Here is a 21,746-nt window from a genome sequence, read left to right on the forward strand (position 1 = left end):
CCGGTTCAAACCCTCTGGAGGAAAGATCATGGCACTGAACAATATGGCTGGATTGCTCGAAAAACGACGTAATGCGTTGGTCGAGTACTGCATCGGGCAAATCGGAAAAAAAGGCGATAATCCCCCGTACGCCTTCCTGCGAACCCCGGCAGACCTGTTCGAATTGCTGCGCATGGACCCGCTGGACAGCTACCCGGTTCAGAGTTCCTGGGTCGCCGAAGCGACGAGCTGTGCCCAGCAGTTCATTCATGCCGCGTACCGCAAGCTCGAACCGGGCTATGAGACGATTGAATTCGACAAGCGGGATCTGGCCACCTGGGAGCTTTACAGCAATTACCCGGATTGGGCAGCGCTACAGCTGATAGCACTTTATCCGGAAAACTTCATTAACCCTTTTGTGCGGCAGCGCAAGACCAGCCTGTTCAAAACCCTTGAAAACAACCTGAACCAGACCCAGTTGAACAGCGACTCCGTTCAGCGCGCTTTGGGGGAGTACCTGCAAACGTTCGAGCAGACCTGCAACCTGGATGTGATCAGCAGTTACATGGACGGAGCTTCGCCCACGCGTGCCGATTATTACTTTGTCGGTCGCGAGCGTTCGTCTGCCCCACGGTACTTCTGGCGCAAGGCCGAGGTGGAGCTCTCGGCAGGCGATGTTGCCATCAATCCGGCGGCATGGAGTGAGTGGCAGCTGGCGGATGTTCCCGTGGGGGCGAAGGTGCTGGACATGCGTCCGGTGTTCTGGAACGGGCGGTTGTGCCTGGTGTGGGCCGAGTGGCGCGACAAGGTGGCGGGGCAGGAACCTGACAAGTTTTTGCCGCATCAACTGGACATCAACGTGGCTTTCATGGCGCAGAATGGCCAATGGTTGGCGCCGTTGAGCCTGCACAGTTCCACCCCTCCCAATGACTCCCCAGCAGGAGCCCGGCTGATTGCGACCGTATGGGCTGATTATCAAAACCCCAAAGGCAAGCTTGGCGTCTTGTTGACTAATGGCACTACCCTCAACGAGTACGTAGTGCGTGATGTGCTGTTACGACCATTGACCGGCGATGATGGCAGCTGGCTGATTTACGCGGCACAGCATCGCTTTATCGCTGCCGAGACGGTTCAGCATCCGCTGATGAATCAGCCGAGCGTTGTGCCCACTGTCCAGACAGCGGGCACCTTGACGTCTTACCTGGATCTGCAGGCTCTGGCGTTTCGCCAAGGTGACAAAGATGTTCTTTTCGTCCGCGGCATTTGCAGGCCTACAGGGCTGACCGGCAGCGACGTCGAGCTCGAGCTGACGTATGAAGGTCATGGCGGTGGAGATCCGGCTCCAATTAAAAAATCCTTCCCGCTAGCTGGCGGTTGGAGCACTGATTGGCAGACCTTCAGTCGCGATGAAGGTACATGGCCGCAGCCGTCCACTTTTTTCTTTGGCGGGGCAGCAGGCACTTCCCAAGGACGCATGAAGTTTGAGTTGACGATCATCAACGTGACGGACTTCATTGCACCAAGGTTGCACAAGAACAGCCGCGATGCGGCACAGTTTCTAGAACTGAGACAGCCAAACCTGACGCTCCAATTCACCCGTCTGAACTCACTGTTCGGCCCGGAACTGGTGCAGCGTTCGAACATTTCCGTCGATGCCGTACTGGATTGGGACACACAGTTTCTGCAAGAACCACCTCCGGCTTCAGCGTCTTTCAACGAGCCGAACGGTGCATTCGATGGCGCCAACGGATTGTTTTTCTGGGAGCTGTTTTTCCATGTGCCTCATCTGATCGCGACGCGTCTACGGGCAGAGGATCGTTACCTGGAGGCGCAAAAATGGCTGCATTATCTGTTTGATCCGCAGGCGCCGGCGGATCCGGAAACCCCCTCAAGGCTGAATCCAAAACCCGCGTATTGGCGCTGCCGTCCATTGAACGTCAAAGGCAATGTGGGCTGTGAAACCCGAGCCCCGACCGATCCAGACGCTATTGGCTATTCCGCGCCCTATCACTTCAAGGTTCTGGTGTTCACGGATTACGTCAAGAATCTGGTGGCCTGGGGGGACTGGTACTACCGACAACTCACCCGCGATAGCCTGGTGGCGGCAAAGCTGTGCTATGTCCAGGCTGAATTCCTGATGGGCCAACCGCCGTTGGTGCGAACGGCGAACCGTTGGCAAGCAGACACGCTGAGCAATCTGTTAAACAACAGTACTTCACGACCGGCGCTCGAGCGGTTCGAAAAAACCTTCGAGTACAGCCTGGCGGATTTTCCCGCCGCCACCGAGGCGCCGCTCGAACTCGGGCTACTGGCAAACGAACCGTTCACCTGTCCGATCAATGAGCAGTTGCTTGCACTGTATGACTTGCCGAATCAACGTTTGCATAACCTGCGCCACAATCTGACCCTGGATGGCAAACCACTGGATATACCGCTCTTCAGCCCACCCACGGATCCCAATCAACTGTTGCGTGATCTTGCGTCTGGAGGCGTGGGCGGACCAAGGCCGATGGGGGGGCGCCTGGTGGTCGGTGCGTTCCGTTGGCGCGTGACGTTTGATGTCGCGTTGCGTGCAGTGCAGGTCCTGCAGGAGTACGGCAATCAGGTGCTGCGCCTGCTTGAACAACGGGATCGCGCCGAACAGGAAGAAATGCAGCAATCCCATTTGGTGGAGCTCGGAACCTACGCCAAGACCGTACAGGAGCAAGCCATCGCCCAAATGCGAGCGAACGTGACAGCGCTGGAGCAAAGCCGGGCAGTCGCGCAGGAACGGGCTGATGACTATGCACAACGCTATGACGAGAATGTGTCGGCGGTTGAATACGAGGTCATGGAAAATCTGTATCTGTCAAAACAATTGTCGTTGGCCGCCGCAAGCATCAAACCCGCCGGCGCGGTTCTTGCCTCTTTGCCTAACATTTTCGGTTTTTCGAATGGTGGGCATCGCCTCGATAAAATTGTTGATGGGGTTGTCTTCGGATTGGGCGTCGGCTCGTCGGTGGTGCAAATGGACGCAGACAAACAGGCCGCCACCGAAGGCTACCGCCGTCGCCGCAAGGATTGGCAGTTGCAACGCGATCAGGCGTTGGCGGAAGTCCGCGCAATTAATGCGCAAATCGTCGCCCAGAACTACGCCGTACAAGCTGCGCAAACCAGCCTGGAGCAAACCCTCAAGGCCAATAGTCAGTCGTTGACGGTTTACAACTTCCTCAAGAAGCGTGCGACCAATGCTGAACTGTTCGGCTGGTTGCTCGGCCAGTTCAAGGCGTTGCACTACCAGGCGTACGATGCGGTTGTCAGTTTGTGCCTCAGCGCCCAGGCGTCGCTGAGCGCCGAAACAGGCGATTACGATTCTCAGATTCCATTGCCCCAGGTCTGGCTGGACAACCGCCACGGCCTGACCGCAGGCGACCACCTGCGCTCTTATTTGCTGCGCATGGAATGTGAGTATCTGCAACGGTATGAGCGGCGGCTGGAACTGGTCAAAACCGTTTCGCTTCGGCAATTGTTCGAGGACACGATCGAGCCGCAGCCGGGGGTTACCACCTGGCAGGAGGCGTTGGATCGGTTGACGAGTAAAGGAACATTGGAGTTCAGGCTCACGCAATTGCTTTTTGATCGTGATTATCCAGGGCATTTCTGCCGGCAAATCAGCTCGGTCGAGGTCGATTTGCCGGTGCTGACCGGGCCTTACCAGGACGTGCGGGCCACCTTGTTGCAGATCAGCAGCATGACCGCAACCAAGGCATCGACAGCGTCGGTGAGGTATTTGCACAAGCCGGATGGCGCTGTGGCTCCATCCGACGTGCAAATCAATCTGCGCAGTGGTCAGCAAATAGCGTTGTCGATGGGCATTGCAGACAACGGCTTGACGGCGATGAAACCTGATGAAGGTTTGCTCAACCCCTTCGAAAACACCGGGGTGGTCTCTCAGTGGAGGGTGCACTTCCCTTGGCCGAACAAAGAACCGCAGTCCTCCCTGCTCGCTTCTTTGACAGACGTCATTGTGCGCGTCCGCTACACGGCCAAAGCCGGGGAGCCGACCTTCATTCGAACCGTGGAAGACTTGGTGACCAGAGCCGAGACGATTGCCAATACACCCAATACCAAAGGAGCTGGCAGCCATGAATGAACCGATTGTCCTGGCCAATGAGAGCCTTGTGCTCAATGGTGATTTCGAGGAAGGCCTCAGCCACTGGAAAAAGGGGCCGGTCAATGCGGATTGGCTGGGCACTGTGGATGAAGTCTATGGGGGTATCCCGATTCGTTTACTGGAGGCCGGTAATCAGGCTTCGGTCAGCCAGGCGCTGAAGATTCCCCAAGACCCTGGCGCTCAAGCTCGGTATGTCATCAGTTTTCTGTGCGAGATGCGGCATACCGAAGCGGGCAGGCTGGTCATCAGTATCGAGGGGGGGGTAGATAAGCTGGAGATCCCCTTGCGGCCGGGTAAACTCCGGGATCTGGAGGAGGATCAGGCGCGTCTTAAGAGTGGGCAGCCGCTGGCGTTCAATCCGATCGAGTACGAAGTCGACCTGGATCTGCCGTTCCACAGTCAAGACACCATCACCGTCAGCGTGTTCAGCCCGGCCAACGAGATTGGGGACGACTGGTCGCGGGTGTGTATTACCCGGATCAAGCTTCAATTGCATCTGGAGCCGGCGGTAATGCAACGGCTGACGCTTGATGAGGAGCAGGTGTCACCGTCGCAGACTTTGCACTTATGCCTGGGGGCATCTGCGAGCTTTGCTCACAAGCTGAAATTCGACCTCACGCCGGGCAACGCCTGGCTGGGTACCAAAGCCGCGTTGACCAGCGACGATAACCCGATAGGTGCAATTGTCGCGAAGCCTGCCTGGGGCGTGGATCACCCGCTTGAGGATCAATGGCAACTTGATTGCCCGTGGATCGGGGATGAGGGGCCCTACTTCTTCTCGATGAAGCTGCATAACCAGTACACCGCCGAGCCTTACCCGGTAAACGTATCCCTCGGGCATCATCGGTTGGTGTTCAGAGAGGCGATCGAGGCGGCCTATTATCCGGTGCTTGAATACGGTCAGAGTGTTCGTCTGGGGGTCAAGGTGGCGTCTTATTACACCGCGCAGTCTCTCAGCGGGCGGACGGTGAACTGGACGCTTGCGGGACAAGGGGTGAGAGCGGCCGTCGTTACCAATGATGAAGGCTGGGCGTACTTTGACTATCAGCCGACGGAGCAAGGCGAATTCGACATAGAGGCATCGGTTGAGAGTCTGTATTACGTCGCGGGTGTCGTGACTCAAACATTTGCGGTCCGAGTGTTGGAGACGGACCCGTGGAAGGACGTATTGGTGGTCGCCGATGGGGGGGAGACGCGCTGGGAGGAAAAAACCGGTTACCCCAATCGCGGGGCGGATTATCCCGTCAAAATAAAACTGGCGTCGGGCAGCCCATTGTCGGGGACGGAGTTGTCATTGCATTGGAGTGGTGACTCCCATCAGCAACTGGGGGTTGCCGTCAGTCCTGCGCTAGAGCATCCGGTGCCGGTAACTGGCACTGAATCGGTATGGAGCTTGACGAGCAAAGACCGACTGGACGGCCGGTTCGATCTGTCGCTGGCTTGCTCGAAACTGTTGCTGCCTTCGCCGAAAAAACGCATGTCGCTGGCGCGCAATCTGGTCAAGGTCGGTCAGGTGCGTGAAGCCAACAAGTCTCCAGTGGTGGATGAACAGGAAAGTGTGTTGTTGCGGGTGCAGGTGGTGCATGTCATTGCCAGCGGTGATGGTGGTGCGGTGGTCAATGCATTGGTCGACTGGAAGACTCCCCTTGGAACTGTTCCTACTGTTACCGGGGCTGGTGGCTGGGCCAGTTTGCTGTATACGCCCAATAGCGCCGGGGATCTGATTGTCACGGCCAGCATCAAGGCCCACGCGGAGGCCGTTGCGGTTGAGCCGCATGTTTTCGAGGTGAAGGCTATTGCGACCAGTCCCTGGAAAAGAGAGGTCAGGATCTTCCTGGACGGGATGGAAGTCGATCGGGCTACGCTCGGCGTGCTCTGCCGACGTGGTCAAACACATACCTTGAAGGTTGTGCCTGTCACCGGCAGTGGGTGGATTGGTAAAAGCATCAGTTTGCACTGGCGCGGTGCGGCACCGAATATCGGGCTGGTGCCCAGTGATTTAGGGACGCCCAAGCTTCTAGAGGCAGCAGGTGCGGAATGGAAACTCGTCTCACAGGCGAATAACAGCATCAGCAGTCTGTTTGAGCTGGAGCTACGCCTGGACGGCATTACAACCGTTCGAGAACTGTCTGGGCGATTGGTATCGGTAGATCTGGCAGAAGAATTAAGCCTGATGCTCGATCAGATACCGGCAGCGCTGGACGGGGAAATGCTCCATCCCTGTCTGGAAGCCTGCCACCGCTTTAGCGTATTGCCCAATGCGCTGAGCCCGCTGGTGGGGTTGATGTCAACGTTGACATGGACGGGAGAAAAACTGGGGGCAACCGTCGAACCTGATTTGAACCTTCCTCAGGTCATCAGCGACGGAGGCGCGATCTGGAAGCTGGATTTTACTGAAAGTGTGCAACCGGGCGAGTTTGCCCTGACGTTGGCATTGCCTCAGCTGGACTTTGCCGCTACTGCAAAGCCGATGGCGCTGGCGCATAACAAAGTCAGGATTGGAGCGTGGCGCGAATCGACGGTGGATCCGGTCGTGGGGCAGGATCCTGCGTGGATGTGGGTTCAGGTGTTCTCCCATTTCACCGGTCACGCCGTGGATCAGGTGCCGGTGACCTGGTCGGCATCGGGCATTCCGAGCGTGGTGAAAACCGATGCTGATGGTTGGTCCGGCTTTGCCTTTGCACCCGCTGATGCTCATTCTGAGCATCAGGTGGAGGCGTTGGTGGAGAGTCCTTACGACGGTTATTCAGAGAAACACACCATGACGGCCACCGCGCTGGAGAGCGATCCGTGGGAGGGGATGATGGTCAGTTTTGACAAGCAACCGTTCCAGCCATGGGGCCAAAAGACCTACTTTCCGCGCCGCAAGGGAGAGCACACGATCGATCTGATGGCGCCAAGTAATAGCCCACTGTTAGATCATGAATTGATGCTGGGAATGACCGGAACCGGACCTTCCGAACTGGGTATCAGCTTTTTGTCGGACGGGCTTGGGGTGCCACGGCCGTTCTACGAAGGAGTGGGGTTGCAATACTTATTCAAGGTGGGCGATCTGAAGGACGGCAGTTTTGCGTTGCGCCTGTCGTCGCAGCGCCTGGCAAGCTTGTCCCCGGCGAGCGCGATGTCCTTGGGCGAAGGCTCACAGGTGCTGAAAATTATCGCGAGCAACAGCGTTAATCAGACATTGGACTGGGGGCAGGAACTTGTCGAAAAGGTAAGTGTGGTATCGACCATCAGTGGCAAGCCAATGGTAGGGGTGACGGTGACCTGGCGCAGTCCCGACCTCGGGATTGCGACCTCTGTGACAGACTTTTACGGTGTGGCGAAAGTGCGCTTTGTTCCAATCATGCCCGGTGTGGCTGAGCTGACCGCGACGGTGGGGAGTGAGCTGAATTCGGATTCCGTTTCCTTGAGCTTTACGCTGAACGAACCTCGCAAAGTAAAAGAACTAATTAGCGTTGGGCCTCCGGGTTATCCAGAACAAGAGTTCTCTGCGCTAGCAACCATCGTTTCCGCCAGGACAGGCGAGCCATTGCCGAATGTATGGGTGAAGTGGGATTTTCCGGGTGTATCGATAGCCCCGAGCAAGACAAACTCGAACGGTATCGCCGGTGCAACGTTCAAACTTCCCTTCGTAAAACAAGGCTTGCTGGAGGCTGTTGTAGAGGGCGGAATCGGTGGTTGGGATGCGAAGTTATTGGTCGTTACATTGGATAGTCTTCAGGTGCGGCGACTGGTGTCAAACGGTGGTGACGTTGTGACGGTTGGGGGAACGGTGTACGCCTATGCCATTATCGTTTCTTCAGCAACTGACAAACCTGTTGATGGCGTAGAGGTATTTTGGTTTAAAGGTGGTATTGAGCAAGGCTTACCGACGAAAACCAACACAGACGGTTTGACTTATAAAAATCTTTCCGCCGACGTCGTTGGCGACATGAGAATCGAGGCGCAGGTCCGCGACCTGCATGGCACGCCAATTGACACCAAGTTATTGATAGTCTCGGTTATTCCCCGTTAACGTTTAAATATGTAAGAAGACACTACAGCATCCCGGCTCTTTTCCAGCTCAAATACCGCGTCACCAACTCAGCCCCCAACTCCCCGGGCCGAGCGTCCAGCATCTGAACCCCGTGAGCACTCAACCGCTCATGGAGTTCCGCCCGTTCATTCAAATAATCCACCGTCCCGCAGTAGGCCAGCGCCTCCTGCAAGGTCTGCACCGGTGTGTGTCGCAGCGTGTCGAGCAAGTTTTCGCGCAGGCTCGCCACCAGTACTCGATGCTGCTTGCCCAGGCGTTTGACCGCGTTGAGCAGGTCATCGTCGTCTTCATCCCGCAAGTTAGTCACCAGCACCACCAGTGCCCGGCGTTTCTGTCGGGCCAGCAGTTGGTTGGTGGCGACTTGATAATCGGCTGGGCGCTGGGTGCTGTTGAGGTCATAGACAGCGTTGAGCAAGACCTTGAGTTGCTCGGTGCCTTTGACCGGCGCAAGGTAATGCGGTCGGTCTCCGGCGAAGGTGCTCAGGCCTACCGCATCGCCTTGGCGCAGTGCGACGTAGCTGAGCAGCAGGCAGGCATTGAGGGCATGGTCGAAGTGCGACAGTTCATCATCCTGGCTGCGCATGCGTCGGCCGCAGTCGAGCATGAAGATGATCTGCTGGTCGCGCTCGTCCTGATACTCGCGGGCAATTGGAGTGCGCTGGCGGGCGGTGGCTTTCCAGTCGATCTGGCGCAGGCTGTCGCCCTCGCGAAATTCACGCAGTTGATGAAATTCCAGACCCAGGCCGCGACGCTGGCGTTGGCGTACGCCGAGTTGGCTGAGCCAGTTGTCCACCGCCAATAATTGGCCGCCGTAGAGGCGGGCGAAGTCGGGGTAGACGCGGGCGTTATCGGTCACGCTGAGCAGGCGTTTGTCAGACCACAGGCCCAATGGGCTCGGCAGGTTGATTTCGCAGTGTTCGAAGGTGAAATGACCGCGTTTTAGCGGGCGCAGCCGATAGCCGATCTGGCTGTGCTGGCCGGGTTGCAGTTCGACCGATAGGGGCAGGTTTTCGAAGCTCAGGCCGTGCGGCACATGGTCGAAAATCTGTATGTTCAGTGGTTGGGCAAAATCATGCTCGACCTCCAGTCGCACTTCACCCCATCGACCGAGTGCAAGGCTGCCGGGCATTTGTCGGTGGAGTCGGGGCGAGGGCAGTCGTTTGAGACGGACGGCGTCGAGTATCACCAGGGCCAGCAGCGCCAATAACAATCCCCAGTGGATCGACAACAGGCTCGATGGAACCTCGATGTCCAATGCCCGCAACGCGCCCAGCACGATGCCGATGGCCAGCAATACTGCCAGCCAGATCAGCAGCAGGCGCGAGGGTTTCACAGGCGTGGCGCCGGCACTTGATCGAGCAGTTGCTTGAGCACTTGATCGACCTCCAGCCCTTCGATGTCCAGCTCCGGGGCAATGCGCACCCGGTGGCGCAGTACCGACAGTGCGCAGCCCTTGATGTCATCGGGTATCACAAAATCGCCGCCACGCAACAAGGCGCGGGCGCGGGCGCAACGTACCAGCGCGATGGACGCCCGAGGCCCGGCGCCGAGGGTCAAGCCCGGCCACGTGCGCGTGGTGCGGGCCAGGCGCACGGCGTAATCGAGCACCTGATCGTCCAGCGGCAAGTCGCTGGCGATGCGCTGCAAGGCCAGCACGTCCTTGGCTTGCAGGACGGTTCGCAACGGCTGCACGTCGAGCATGTCGGCGCGTGTCGAGCGGCTGACCTGGCGCACCATGTTCAGTTCCTGATCGACGTCGGGGTAGTCCATGCGCACCTTGAGCATGAAGCGATCGAGCTCGGCTTCCGGCAACGGGTAAGTGCCTTCCTGTTCGATGGGGTTTTGCGTGGCGAGCACCATGAACGGTTGCGCAATCGGCAGGGCGCGGCCTTCGAGGGTGACTTGGCGTTCCTGCATGGCTTCGAGCAGTGCGGCCTGGGTTTTCGCCGGGGCGCGATTGATCTCGTCGGCCAGCAGCAGGTTGGTGAACAACGGCCCTTTGCGCAGTTTGAATTGCTCGGTTTGCAAGTCGTACACCGCATGCCCGGTGACATCGCTGGGCATCAGGTCCGGGGTGAACTGGATGCGCGCGAATTCACCGCCGAAGCAGCGAGCGAGGGCACGGACCAACAATGTCTTGCCCAACCCCGGCACGCCTTCGAGCAGTACGTGGCCGCCGGCGATCAGGGCGGTGAGCACATCGTCGATCACGCTGTTTTGGCCGATCACGGCTTTTTGCAATTCAGTTCTTACCGCCTGGGCCAGCTGGCTGGCGCGCTGACGTTGCTGCGCAGCGTGGTTCAGTGTGCCGGGCTCGATCTCACTCATAAGGCATTCCTCAAGGTTTGCAGGTGGGCGACCTGACGGCTGAATTCAGCGTTGGACAGCCGCTGCTTCGGTCGCGGGCTCATGGCCTGGCTGATAGCGCGTGTGGGTTGGCCGGTCAGGCGTGCGAGCACCAGCCATTGTTCGGCAACGCCGAGTTGTTCAAAACCGGGATGACGGCGCCGCACACGACGCAAGATGTCGTGCTGCAAGGCGTGCAACAGGTGCTGCTGACCGTTGCGGCGCAACATGAAATCGGCGCTGGCGCGCAGGTGTTCCTGAAGTTGACGGCGGGCTCTTGGGGCTGGTTCCAGCAGCGGACCCTGGCGCACGCCGACGTGCCAGAAGCCAAGGCCGATCAGGGCAAAAAGGGCGACCAGTGCCTGGGGGAAATAGCGCAGGAGCAAGGTCAGCAGACTGTCGTGATCGGTGTTGAACAGCAGGGTCACGTTCGTGTCCGCGGTCAGGTACCAGAGCAGCCAGGCGTTGTCGTACTGGTCGATCGTCGGGGTTTTCCACAGGTCGGCGTCGGTGACCACGATGATTGAACCGAGCCCGTGATTGAGCTGCATCATGTGCGTGGCCTTGCCGCTGTTGGCCCAGGCTTGCGCGAGGTTTATCGGGTCTTCGAGATGGAACGCGGTATCGAAGCTGGCGTAGGCCGGCGCGTTTTCGTCTTCCAGATACAGCTTGGTCAACTTGGGGTAAGGATCGTCGTCGATAGCGGGCGGCGGGTCCTTGAGGTCTTTGCTCAGCGACTGGTGCAGCTGCACCCGGTCGAGCAACAGGTCGTTGCTTTGGCCGGTCTGTTCATCCCACAGCGACTGGGCAACAAACAAAAGTCGCCCGCCGGCCCGGGTCCAGTTCAACAGCTGATCGACCTGGCGCGGAGTCATGTTGTCGCGGTCTCCGAGCAATAACAGGCTGTGCTGATGCGGCTCCAGGGTGGGCAGAATGTCGAGGCTGTTGGCGTGGTTCACCGACAAGCCCTGTTTGCGCAGGAAATGCTCGGCGGCGAGATAGGGGTTGGCTTGGGCTTCAGGCGAGGGGCCGTGATCGATGTCTGTCTGATAGGGCGTCGCCTTGACGTACAGATAAACACTCAGCGCGATCAATAGCACGGCGATGAACACGCCGATCGCCAGCCCGCGTTGCCGGTTCAACGCGACGCTCCCGGGCCGAACAGGGCTCGCCAGCCGTCACAGAGTTCCTGTTGCAAATGCGCGGGAGGCAGGCGATGCCCGTAGGCCATGTTCTGCCAGTGCCCGGTCAGGCTTTTACTGAAGGCCAGCAAGGCAGGTTGTTGCAATTGTTCAATGCGCTCCAAGACCTGGCCTTCGGTGTCGGCGGGCTTGAGCAACAGGTTGAAGTCGTGCAGCAAATGGCTGAGCAGACCGCGATAGAGCAATCCGAGGGCCTCGCGAGGGTGGGTTTGCCAGAGGCGTTCGGCGCTGGCGGCGATGTCGGCGGGCAGGGTTTCGCGGTTGAGGTCCAGGCCGAAAGCCTGTTGCGGTAACGGCCGCGTGACCTTGCTGTTCAAGGCCGGTCGACGCCTGACGAAGGCTTGCATCCAGTCACGGTAATGCCAGATCAATAAACCGATGGCACCGATCACGACACCCCACAACACCACTTCAATCAGGGTGGCCGCTGCGCCGAAGCGTTGGTTGTCCAGAAGCTTGAGCAGCGCCTCCAGCCATCCGGTTGTTGGGGCATCGTCCGCCGTGTCGGCGGCGGGTTGGTCCTCGCCAAAACGATAGCGCGTGACCGATTCCTTATTCTTGAACGGAGGCTGATCAAGGATCGCCTTGATGCTGTCCCGGGAGGCCTGACTGGTCAGTGGCTGGTCCAGCAGACGCGGGGTGTCGGGTGAAATGACTGGCTCGGCGGCCCACACGGTTTGTGCTGTCGGCAGCAACAGGAATGCTGCCAGCAGCACGGGGACGGCGGCGCTGCTCAAGCGTTGGCGCATGCGGCGGAACACCAGCTCGATATCCCAGGCCTCCAGCACCGTGCGCCGGTTCAGATAAAGGCTGAAGCCGCAGGCGACATACACCGGTTCCCAGACAATCAGCACCAGTGCGTAAAAGGCGTTGGTCAGGTGTTCCAGCCATCGCCAGTCCTGTGTGGCGGCGGTGATCAAGGTCTGCCAGCTCCAGTCGAGTTCGACCTGTTGCGGCAAGAACATGTAGAACAGCACCATCAGGCCGATCCAAAGCGCGGTTTCCAGATGTACGCCGATGATCGTCAGCCAACGCGCGGCACCGGCGTTGCGCTGCAACAGCACCTGCAAGCGCTGTTGTCGTGGCTCACCACTGAGCCCTTCGAGTTGCACCACCGGCATCAGGAAACTGCGACTCAGGCTCAGGCGTCGCCAGGTCAGGCTCACCAACAGTTGCGGTTGGAGCAGCCGTGGAAATTGGCGCAACGCCTGCTTCAGCGTGGGCGTTTCGCCGAACATGGCTTTGGACAGGATGTACAGCGGCAGGCGGTCGAACGCCGGTTTCAGCCACCAGAAAATGAACACGGCGAGGGAGGGCGAATCCCACAGCGCCCAGCTGAGCAGGGCGAACACCGGCAAGGTCACGATGGCCCAACTGGTCATCAGCAGACGCCGGTGTCGCTGGCTCAGCAGGACGCCCAGGTCCATGGCTTCCCAGGTGGTGCGCGGGCGGATGACAGCGGTGGCGTCACTCAGGCGCATGGCGGGTCCGTCCGGCAAACAGCAGATAAACCGCCACCAACAACCAGAGCGCTGCGCCGACCAGGTATTTGGTCATGGGCGCGACCCCGATCGTGGACGACCAGTAAGCTTCGATAAACGCCGCAATCAGCAGAAACAGCATGACCCCGCAAATCAGCAGCACGCTCTTGCGTGCCGCCAATCGCAGGGTTTCGGAGCGGGGCAGGCGTCCCGGCGCGATCAAGGCCCAACCCAGTTGCAGGCCGGCGGCACCGGCCAGGGCGATGGCACTCAGTTCAAAGGCGCCGTGGCCAACCACGAATGACCAGAAGGTTTGCCCGTAGCCGATGTGCGTCAGGTGCCCGGCCACCGCACCAATCATCAAACCGTTGAAGAACAGGAAAAACGCGCTGCCCAGGCCAAACAGCAAACCGCTGGCGAAGGTCTGAAAGGCGATGCCGATGTTGTGCATGATGTAGTAACCGAACATCACCCAGTCTTCGCTGGCCGCCCGTTCTGCCGAACGCCCCAGGTGGCCGGCCTCGGGGTCGTACATGCCTTGCATCTCGCTGACCTGCTCGGCCGGGATCAGGTTGTAGACCAGGTCGGGGAACAGATACACCAGCAACGCGAAGCCAATCAGGCTGCCAAAAAACATCAGGCTGGCGGCGAGCACGAAACGCCACTGTTCGCGCACCAGTCGCGGGAAGTCAGCCAGGATGAAGCCCAGCACGTTGGCACCCAGTCGACTGCGGTGGCGATAAAGCTGTTGATGCCCGCGCAGTACTTGTTGCTGTAATGAATCGATCAGAAAGCTGCTGTAACCCCGTTCCTGGGCCAGCGCCAGATGCTGGCAGAGACGACGATAATCGCTGGGAAAACCGGCGACTCGCTGTGCTTCCTTGCCTTGCTCCAGCTGTTCAAGCACAAGGGAAAATTGCTCCCATTCGGCCTTGTGGCGAGTTTCGAAAAGGCTTTGCTTCATGTCGGGCCCAACAAGCCGCGGGCGATGCCATTGAGTTCGTCCACGGCCCCTGACGCCGACACCTGCAACGGTTGCGCGAGTATCGCCGCCAGCTCTTTGACCCGTGCTTCAGAGAGTTCACCCTGACGCTCGGCAAACCCGAGGATGGCGCGTTGTTCGGTCAGCGTCAGCGCAAAGGCCGGGCGCCGGGGCTGGATGTCAGGCAGTTGTGGTCGGGCGAGCGGTTGTTCACGGTAGATCACCAGCGTGCCGGCGGCCAGATCGCCGAGGCGCTTGAAGGTGGGATGTTGCAGGCAACTGATGGCGCCGAGGAAATAGCCGAACGGCAGCATGTCGACAAATCGCAGCAGGTTGCGCAGCAGCGAAGCAGACCAGCCGATCGGTGTGCCATCGTCCTGCACCACCCGCAGGCCCATCCATTGCTTGCCTGGCGAACGACCCTGGTTGAGCACTTCGAACAGCACCATGTACCACCAGCTCACCACGAACAACAGAATCGAGCCGAGCCCGGCACCGAGTTTTCCGAGGAACGCCAGGACAATGAACAGCAGGCCAACGATCAACCCGCGCAGCCCGAGATCGATGGCGAACGCCAACGCACGAACCATCAACCCGGCCGGGCGCAGTGGCAGGTCGATGCCTTCCGGCGTTTCGACTTGATACCGCGTATCCAGTGGCGGGGCCAGCGTCGCTTTCCTTGGCAGTGCTGTGGTCTCGAGCATGGGCAACCTTGATGTGGCCTGTTCGGGATTCGATGTCCGTCCGATGCTAGCAGCCTCTCGGGGGGAAACGACATAACTATGTATTGCACGGTACGTAGCCAGAGGTGATTGAATGACAAGATTACTGGCCGGGGCGGGATGTGAACGCCTAGACTTCGCCGATCTTCAGTTCAGGAATAGCCCGTGACCTCTATCTTCTGGTACGACTATGAAACCACTGGCATCAACCCCCGTTGCGACCGCCCGCTGCAGATGGCGGGGATTCGCACTGACTTCGATCTCAATGAAATAGACGAGCCAGTCAACCTTTACTGCCAGCCCAGTGAAGACATCCTGCCTCATCCGGCGGCCTGTGCGATCACCGGTATCACGCCCGGCCGACTGGCCGAGCAAGGCTTGAGCGAAGCCGATTTCATGACCCGGGTGCATGCCCAACTCGCGGCGCCCGGCACGTGCGGGGCGGGGTACAACACGTTGCGTTTCGATGACGAGATGACCCGTTACAGTCTTTACCGAAACTTTTTTGACCCTTATGCACGCGAGTGGCAGGGCGGTAATAGCCGCTGGGACCTGATCGATGTAGTGCGTGCAGCCTATGCCTTGCGCCCTGACGGCATCGTTTGGCCGACGGACGACGAGGGGCGGGTAACGCTCAAGCTCGAACGCCTGACCGCCGCCAATGGCATTGATCACGGAAATGCTCACGAAGCGCTGTCGGACGTTCGCGCCACCATCGCCCTGGCGCGTCTGATCCGGGAAAAGCAGCCGAAGTTGTATGACTGGTTGTTTCAGTTGCGCGGTAAACAAAAGGTGATGGATCAGATTCGTCTGTTGCAGCCGATGGTGCACATCTCCGGGCGCTTTTCAGCGGCGCGCAATTATATCGGTGTGGTGCTGCCCTTGGCCTGGCACCCGCGCAACAAGAACGCCTTGATTGTCTGTGATTTGCACCTGGACCCTCAGGGCTTGCTCGACCTTGATGCCGACACCTTGCGTCAACGGCTGTATACCCGCCGCGATGACTTGGCCGAGGGCGAGTTGCCGGTGCCGCTCAAACTTATCCACATCAATAAATGCCCGGTGGTGGCGCCGTTGTCGGTACTTCGCTCTGAAGATCAGCAACGTTTGGGGCTGGATATGTCGCTCTACCAAGAGCGCGCGCTGCGGCTAAGTGACGCACAAACAGTTTGGCTGGATAAAGTTCAGGCGATGTATGCCAGCGAAGCTTTCACCTCGAGCCAAGACCCTGAGCAACAGTTATACGATGGTTTTATCGGTGATCGGGATCGGCGTCTTTGTGAGCAAGTCAGGTCTGCCGACCCTGCTCAATTAGCGCAACAACAATGGCCCTTCGATGATGAACGATTGCCCGAATTATTGTTTCGATATCGCGCACGCAACTTCCCCGATACGTTGAATTTCGAAGAGCAAGAACGCTGGAGACTATTTTGTCAGCAACGTTTGTCAGCACCTGAGTGGGGGGCGCCAAATACGCTGGAAACTTTTGCAGAAGCCGCAGCCCAATGGAGTAATACGGCTACATCGTTTCAGCGAGAGGTGCTGAACGAATGGCAGAATTATGTCGAAGGATTACGCAAACGTTTGAATCTTTGAAATCGAAAATGTTCGGGGCTGAATACCGGGCATAAAAAAACGCCAGCAGATGCTGGCGTTCTTTTTTGTCGCGGATAAACCTGCGACAAGCGCTACGGCTTAGCCCAGCAGGGTAGCCCAGCCTTCAACCACGTCACCGCCCCACTTGGCTTTCCACTCTTTCAGCGTCTTGTGGTTGCCACCTTTGGTTTCGATGACTTCGCCGTTGTGCGGGTTTTTGTATTGTTTAACTTTGCGAGCACGCTTGGTGCCAGTAGTTTTTACTGCGCCGCCGCGTGGCGCTTTGGTTTTGGACTCTGGATCCAATAGCGCAATGATGTCACGCAGCGACTTGGAGTATTCGCCCATCAGGGTGCGCAGTTTGCCTTCGAATTCCAGCTCGGTTTGCAGTTTGTCGTCTTGGGACAGGTTCTTCAAACGGGCTTGCAGCTCTTTGATAGCTTCTTCGGTGGCGCGATATTCGTTGATCAAGGACATGAGGACTACCTTATGTTGGGACGCTGAATGGCAGGTGACAGTGCGGCAATAATAGTCAGGGTGTTTCATCAAGTAAACATATAACCGGAGTTTTATTTAAATTAGTTACGGTGAGTAGGCATAAATTACCGGTGTAGTTAAATAGTGTGATGCAGTCATCACGAATATTCACAATTGGGCACTTGAAGATGGGCAACAGGAACACCATCGCGCGGGTTGCAGGTGCTGCCAGAACCTGTGCCGCTTACCTTTGTGTCGGACCAACCGTCATCAATACTGCAGTTTTGCTGCGCAATCGCTAGAATGGCCGCCTTTGCGAAGTTCTGGAGTTTTACCCTCATGCGCACTTTTCGGCTGGTGATTGCTTGCCCGGACCGCGTCGGTATCGTTGCTAAAGTCAGTAACTTTCTGGCGTCACATAACGGCTGGATCACTGAAGCGAGCCATCACTCGGACAACCTCAGTGGCTGGTTCTTCATGCGTCACGAAATTCGTGCCGATTCGCTGCCCTTCGGTATCGATGCCTTTCGAGAAGCGTTTGCACCGATTGCCGAAGAGTTCTCGATGGACTGGCGCATCACCGATACCGAGCAGAAAAAGCGCGTGGTACTGATGGCCAGTCGCGAGTCTCACTGCCTCGCCGACTTGTTGCACCGCTGGCACAGTGATGAGCTGGATTGCGAAATTTCCTGCGTGATATCCAATCATGACGACTTGCGCAGCATGGTCGAGTGGCACGGGATTCCGTATTACCACGTACCGGTCAATCCGCAGGATAAAGAGCCGGCCTTCGCCGAAGTCTCGCGACTGGTCAAACAGCACGACGCCGAAGTGGTCGTACTGGCCCGCTACATGCAAATCCTGCCGCCTGAGTTGTGCCGCGAATACGCTCACAAGGTGATCAACATTCACCACAGCTTCCTGCCTTCGTTTGTCGGTGCCAAGCCGTATCACCAGGCATCGATGCGTGGCGTGAAGTTGATTGGTGCTACTTGCCACTACGTGACCGAAGAGCTGGATGCCGGTCCGATCATCGAACAGGACGTCGTTCGCGTCAGCCACAGTGACAGCATTGACGACATGGTGCGTTTCGGCCGGGACGTCGAGAAGATGGTATTGGCCCGTGGTCTGCGTTATCACCTGGAAGACCGGGTGCTGGTGCACGGCAACAAAACCGTCGTGTTCTGACAGCTTGCTGCTGATCGTTCCCACGCTCTGCGTGGGAATGCCTCTAGGGACGCCCCGCGTCCAGTGACGCGGAGCGTCACGGGCTGCATTCCCACGCAGAGCGTGGGAGCGATCTACAGAACGAGGACATGACCATGGCCGATCCACTGGACAAAGCCACATCCAAGGCTCCTGCCACGTTGGGCGAGGGGTGTTTGAGTCGTTACGACCCGGATGACATGAACCCCGAAGACGGCACGGAGTTTCCCGGTGCCGCCGAGTTGTGGGAACATTTGAATCCGGAGTCCGACGATTAAATCGCAGAGGCCTAAAAAGATCGTCCGAACGCGGCCCGAGCCTCCGGCAGCTCATGGATATTTTCGGTGAATGATCCACCGTCATCGCGAGCAGGCTCGCTCCCACATGGGTCCGATGCCACACCGAAGATCCCCTGTGGGAGCGAGCCTGCTCGCGATGAGGCCCGAATCGGCGCTGCAAATCTCCATGTAGGGGCTGCCGCGAGCTGCGATCTTTCAGGCTTGTTTGAATTTCATCAGTTTTTTGAGCAGCGGTCGCCCGAGCATCAGTAAAAACACCGGCCCGCCCACCAGCAAATAGAAGTAATAAGTCACCGCCCGCCAGATCAGAATCGCCGCCGCCGCGGTGGATTTTCCCACCATTGGCGCCAGCAGCGCCGCCGACGTCAACTCCGCCGCCCCGGCACCGCCCGGCAACAGGCTGAACTGCCCCGCGCTCAGCGAAAGCATCTGGATCAGAAAGCTCCAGGCCCACTGCAAATCCGCCCCAAGCCCACGCAATGCCAGATACAGCACGCTATAGCGCAAGATCCAATGCAGGCACGTCAGGGCAAACACTGTGATGAGCGTCTGAAAGGGCAGCTTCAGTGTGTCCGTGAACGCCGCCAGAAAGTGCAGGAGTTTTCGTGCCCAGCGCAGGCGTGTGGTGGTTTTGACATTCAGGCGAGCGAGCACCCGACCGCTCAAACGAATCAGCACGCGATGGTAGCGGGCGACCGCCACGCAACTGAACAACCCGCCGAACATCGAAATGGCGCTGACGGTCAGCAGCCATTCCATGCGTTGGCTGAGGTGCTGGAACAACGCATAAATCAGGATTGCGCTCAGCGCGCAGAGAAAGAACAGCAAATCGCTCAACTGATCCATGGCAAACACGGCGCTGCCCCTGGCCGGACGCACATCATGGCGCGCCAACAACGCCATGATCGTCAGCGGCCCGCCGCTGCCACCCGGTGTGGCGCAATAAGCGAACTCGGCGGCCATCACCACCCCAAGACTTCTGAACGGGCTCACCTTGTCGCGCTGATCCCCGAGCAACAGGCGCAAGCGCATCGTGTTCAGCACCCAGCACAGCAGGATCATGCCGAACATGATCAGTAACCATGTCAGCGGAAAGCTTTGCAGTCGAGACCAGGTTTCGGTACCGCCCAGCAGCGACGGAATCAGCACCGCAGCGAGCAGCGCGACGAGCAGCAGAATCCCGCGACTCATGCGGCGCGACCCATACGGTCGCTTTGCAGCGCCAGCCAGCGTGCCTTGGTCATCGGCACACGTCCCTCGTCGAGCAAGCGCTTGAGGGTTTGCAGCCAGTAAGTGCGCGAGAACTCGTGGCGCATATCCACCGGGTGCAGGCCAAGACGAATCACCGGTGCTTGCTGCCAGCGTTGTTCGCGTTGATCGCTGACGAGCTTCGACAGCCCTCGGCGCCAGGCACTGCGCGCACTCCAGACCAGTCCCGGCGCGTCGACCGCGGTGAAGTCCGGCAGGCGATACAGATGCTGCGAGTCGCTGGTGTAACTCAGGGGTAACTGGCGCAAGGCCTGGCGCGTCCCTTCGCTCATCAACCAGGCCGGGGCGACGAAGCCCTCCAGCGGCCAGTGATAACGGTGGAACATTTCGATGCCGGCGCGCAGGCGGGCGAGGGCGGCATCTTGAGACAGGCTGTAAAACTCGCCTTCGTGGGTGTAGATCCGGCGCATGAACCAGTCTCGTGGTGTAGTGGGAGTGGGCGCTTCATCGCAATGAAAGTAACCGTGCAATACCAGTTCGTCACCTCGGGCGATACGATGGGTGAGCAAACGTCGAAATCCCGGATGCTCCTCCAGATCGTTGTGTTTGTGGAAATTGGGCACCACCAACCAGGTCATCGGCACCTCGCCCAGGGCGTCGACGGCTTCGACAAAGGGTTGATAATCGGCCCAGGTTTGCGGTGCGACGTCGTGCAGCACGAGTAACAGGCTGGGCGGGTTCATGGGCTCAACCATTGGCCGTCAGCGGCCAGTGGCTGTCGAGCACGGCGTGATAATGCCCCAGCAGGCTGTCGACCACCGTGTCCCAAGAGTAATGCCGCTCGACATGGCAACGGGCCTGTTTGCCCAAAACCACGCTGCCCGAACTGAACAGCTCGCGGACCGCGTTGGCCATCGCCAATGGATTATTCGGCGGGCAGAGCAGGCCGCATTGATCGGTGATGATTTCCTGAAAGGCCCCGGCCGCCACGGCCACCACCGGAATGCCACTGGCCATGGCTTCAAGAACCACCAGGCCAAAGGTTTCCTGGTCGCCGGCGTGCAGCAGCGCATCGGCGCTGGCCATCAACCGCGCCACCTGTGCCGCCGGACAGAACTCATCGATCACGGTGACGTTGTCCGGTACCACGGCCGGCATCGACGAACCTACCAACAGCAGGTGATAGCGTCGACCCAGGCGTTTCATGCAGTCGAGCAGCACTGGCAGGTTTTTTTCCTTGGAGCCGCGCCCGGCGAAGATCAGTAAATGAGTGTTTTCATCAATGCCCAATTCGGCCCGCAGGCCCGAATCTCGTGCCGTGGGATTGAAAGTTTGCAAGTCGACGCCCAACGGTTGCACGAAAACGTTCTTGACCCCCAGCCCGATCAGTTTGTCGGCCATGACCTGGCTGGGGGCCAGAACCCGATCGAAGTTGCCATAGAGCTTGCTGACATAAGCTTCGACGTTGGTGGTGACCCAGTTGCCCATGCGATTGCTGACCAGCAGCGGCAAGTCCGAATGATAAAAGCCGATCACCGGGACATCGAGTTGCCGCCGGGCATCGAGGGCCGCCCATGCGGTGAGGTAGGGGTCGCCGACCTCGATCAGGTCGGGCTGCAAATCCTGCAGAACATTGCGCCATGGCGCGAGACGGAGAGGGAAGCGATAGCCTTTGCCAAAGGGCAGGGCGGGGGCCGGAACCGTGTAGACGCCATCTTGTTCACTGAAGTAAGCCCCAGGAATCAACAGACTGTGGCGAATGCCCGGCTTGATGCTCAGGCGACGGTGTTTTGCATCCAGATAAGTGCGCACGCCACCGCTGGCAGGGGCGTAGAACATGGTTATGTCAGCGATATGCACGATGAACATCCCTCCGGTCCGTTGTTCTCCCTTGGTTGACCTTTATGAAGGATAGATGTTCGGTTGGGGTTTTGTGGCGGGGCGTCGATCGTCCCCCTCACCCTAACCCTCTCCCCAGGGGGCGAGGGGACTGACCGAGCTGTTTGTTTGAGTTACATCGACCTGAGTTACCGAAGTGAACTCAGGTTTTGAAAA

15 protein-coding genes are annotated in these 21,746 nt (G+C 58.7%); 5 read left to right on the plus strand and 10 right to left on the minus strand.

Annotated elements, in window-relative coordinates:
* The first annotated feature begins 28 nt into the window (after positions 1–28).
* Positions 29–4,111, plus strand: a complete 4,083-nt coding sequence (locus IB252_RS22875) for a neuraminidase-like domain-containing protein (protein WP_192410339.1) — start codon at positions 29–31, stop codon at positions 4,109–4,111.
* On the plus strand, positions 4,104–8,150 hold the full coding sequence (locus IB252_RS22880; RefSeq protein ID WP_192410340.1) for a hypothetical protein: 4,047 nt from the start codon (positions 4,104–4,106) through the stop codon (positions 8,148–8,150). The genes IB252_RS22875 and IB252_RS22880 overlap by 8 nt, the downstream gene beginning before the upstream one ends.
* 22 nt (positions 8,151–8,172) lie before the next feature.
* On the opposite strand, the gene IB252_RS22885 is transcribed toward IB252_RS22880, so the two are convergent.
* From IB252_RS22885 to IB252_RS22910, 6 genes are read right to left on the minus strand one after another with little or no spacing between them, the layout of a single operon-like run.
* Entirely contained in the window at positions 8,173–9,504 is a 1,332-nt protein-coding gene (locus IB252_RS22885) for a DUF58 domain-containing protein (protein ID WP_192410341.1), read from the minus strand.
* Positions 9,501–10,499 (minus strand): AAA family ATPase, encoded by a 999-nt coding sequence (locus IB252_RS22890; RefSeq protein ID WP_192410342.1) that lies wholly within the window; start codon positions 10,497–10,499, stop codon positions 9,501–9,503. Before IB252_RS22890 ends, IB252_RS22885 begins: the two co-directional genes overlap by 4 nt.
* A complete protein-coding gene (locus tag IB252_RS22895) occupies positions 10,496–11,659 on the minus strand; it encodes a DUF4350 domain-containing protein (RefSeq protein WP_192410343.1) in 1,164 nt (387 codons plus the stop codon). Before IB252_RS22895 ends, IB252_RS22890 begins: the two co-directional genes overlap by 4 nt.
* Positions 11,656–13,200, minus strand: coding sequence for a DUF4129 domain-containing protein (locus IB252_RS22900; RefSeq protein ID WP_192410344.1), 1,545 nt, complete (start codon positions 13,198–13,200; stop codon positions 11,656–11,658). The genes IB252_RS22895 and IB252_RS22900 overlap by 4 nt, the downstream gene beginning before the upstream one ends.
* Positions 13,187–14,164, minus strand: a complete 978-nt coding sequence (locus IB252_RS22905; RefSeq protein ID WP_192410345.1) for a stage II sporulation protein M — start codon at positions 14,162–14,164, stop codon at positions 13,187–13,189. The genes IB252_RS22900 and IB252_RS22905 overlap by 14 nt, the downstream gene beginning before the upstream one ends.
* Positions 14,161–14,886 carry an RDD family protein gene (locus IB252_RS22910; RefSeq protein ID WP_192410346.1) on the minus strand — a complete coding sequence of 242 codons (726 nt, stop codon included), beginning with the start codon at positions 14,884–14,886 and terminating at the stop codon, positions 14,161–14,163. The genes IB252_RS22905 and IB252_RS22910 overlap by 4 nt, the downstream gene beginning before the upstream one ends.
* Positions 14,887–15,069: 183 nt before the next feature.
* Here IB252_RS22910 and sbcB point away from each other — a divergent pair, with 183 nt between their 5' ends.
* Complete coding sequence (sbcB, locus tag IB252_RS22915) at positions 15,070–16,500, plus strand: exodeoxyribonuclease I (protein ID WP_192410347.1); 1,431 nt, start codon at positions 15,070–15,072, stop codon at positions 16,498–16,500.
* Positions 16,501–16,599: 99 nt separating this feature from the next.
* On the opposite strand, the gene mvaT is transcribed toward sbcB, so the two are convergent.
* The gene (gene mvaT, locus IB252_RS22920; protein ID WP_007933316.1) at positions 16,600–16,977 is read right to left on the minus strand and encodes a histone-like nucleoid-structuring protein MvaT; all 378 of its coding nucleotides are present in this window, start codon (positions 16,975–16,977) and stop codon (positions 16,600–16,602) included.
* 339 nt (positions 16,978–17,316) lie between these two features.
* Between mvaT and purU the strand changes: the two genes are divergently transcribed.
* Positions 17,317–18,165, plus strand: coding sequence for a formyltetrahydrofolate deformylase (gene purU / locus IB252_RS22925; RefSeq protein ID WP_111451428.1), 849 nt, complete (start codon positions 17,317–17,319; stop codon positions 18,163–18,165).
* 134 nt (positions 18,166–18,299) lie between these two features.
* Positions 18,300–18,461 (plus strand): hypothetical protein, encoded by a 162-nt coding sequence (locus tag IB252_RS22930; RefSeq protein ID WP_192410348.1) that lies wholly within the window; start codon positions 18,300–18,302, stop codon positions 18,459–18,461.
* Between the two features lie 216 nt (positions 18,462–18,677).
* On the opposite strand, the gene IB252_RS22935 is transcribed toward IB252_RS22930, so the two are convergent.
* From IB252_RS22935 to IB252_RS22945, 3 genes are read right to left on the minus strand one after another with little or no spacing between them, the layout of a single operon-like run.
* The gene (locus tag IB252_RS22935; protein ID WP_111451429.1) at positions 18,678–19,673 is read right to left on the minus strand and encodes a lysylphosphatidylglycerol synthase transmembrane domain-containing protein; all 996 of its coding nucleotides are present in this window, start codon (positions 19,671–19,673) and stop codon (positions 18,678–18,680) included.
* Positions 19,670–20,446, minus strand: a complete 777-nt coding sequence (locus IB252_RS22940) for a DUF2334 domain-containing protein (RefSeq protein WP_192410349.1) — start codon at positions 20,444–20,446, stop codon at positions 19,670–19,672. The genes IB252_RS22935 and IB252_RS22940 overlap by 4 nt, the downstream gene beginning before the upstream one ends.
* Positions 20,439–21,560 (minus strand): glycosyltransferase family 4 protein, encoded by a 1,122-nt coding sequence (locus IB252_RS22945; RefSeq protein WP_192410350.1) that lies wholly within the window; start codon positions 21,558–21,560, stop codon positions 20,439–20,441. Before IB252_RS22945 ends, IB252_RS22940 begins: the two co-directional genes overlap by 8 nt.
* Positions 21,561–21,746 lie beyond the last annotated feature (186 nt).

The sequence above is a fragment of the Pseudomonas sp. PDM10 genome (assembly GCF_014852295.1).
Classification (GTDB): Bacteria; Pseudomonadota; Gammaproteobacteria; order Pseudomonadales; family Pseudomonadaceae; genus Aquipseudomonas.

Coding starts and splice junctions, on each gene's coding strand:
- IB252_RS22905 (WP_192410345.1), bottom strand. CDS start 14,164: ATGAAGCAAAGCCTTTTCGAAACTCGCCACAAGGCCGAATGGGAGCAA.
- IB252_RS22945 (WP_192410350.1), bottom strand. CDS start 21,560: ATGTTCATCGTGCATATCGCTGACATAACCATGTTCTACGCCCCTGCC.
- IB252_RS22900 (WP_192410344.1), bottom strand. CDS start 13,200: ATGCGCCTGAGTGACGCCACCGCTGTCATCCGCCCGCGCACCACCTGG.
- mvaT (WP_007933316.1), bottom strand. CDS start 16,977: ATGTCCTTGATCAACGAATATCGCGCCACCGAAGAAGCTATCAAAGAG.
- IB252_RS22890 (WP_192410342.1), bottom strand. CDS start 10,499: ATGAGTGAGATCGAGCCCGGCACACTGAACCACGCTGCGCAGCAACGT.
- IB252_RS22880 (WP_192410340.1), top strand. CDS start 4,104: ATGAATGAACCGATTGTCCTGGCCAATGAGAGCCTTGTGCTCAATGGT.
- purU (WP_111451428.1), top strand. CDS start 17,317: ATGCGCACTTTTCGGCTGGTGATTGCTTGCCCGGACCGCGTCGGTATC.
- IB252_RS22935 (WP_111451429.1), bottom strand. CDS start 19,673: ATGAGTCGCGGGATTCTGCTGCTCGTCGCGCTGCTCGCTGCGGTGCTG.
- IB252_RS22875 (WP_192410339.1), top strand. CDS start 29: ATGGCACTGAACAATATGGCTGGATTGCTCGAAAAACGACGTAATGCG.
- IB252_RS22930 (WP_192410348.1), top strand. CDS start 18,300: ATGGCCGATCCACTGGACAAAGCCACATCCAAGGCTCCTGCCACGTTG.
- IB252_RS22910 (WP_192410346.1), bottom strand. CDS start 14,886: ATGCTCGAGACCACAGCACTGCCAAGGAAAGCGACGCTGGCCCCGCCA.
- IB252_RS22940 (WP_192410349.1), bottom strand. CDS start 20,446: ATGGTTGAGCCCATGAACCCGCCCAGCCTGTTACTCGTGCTGCACGAC.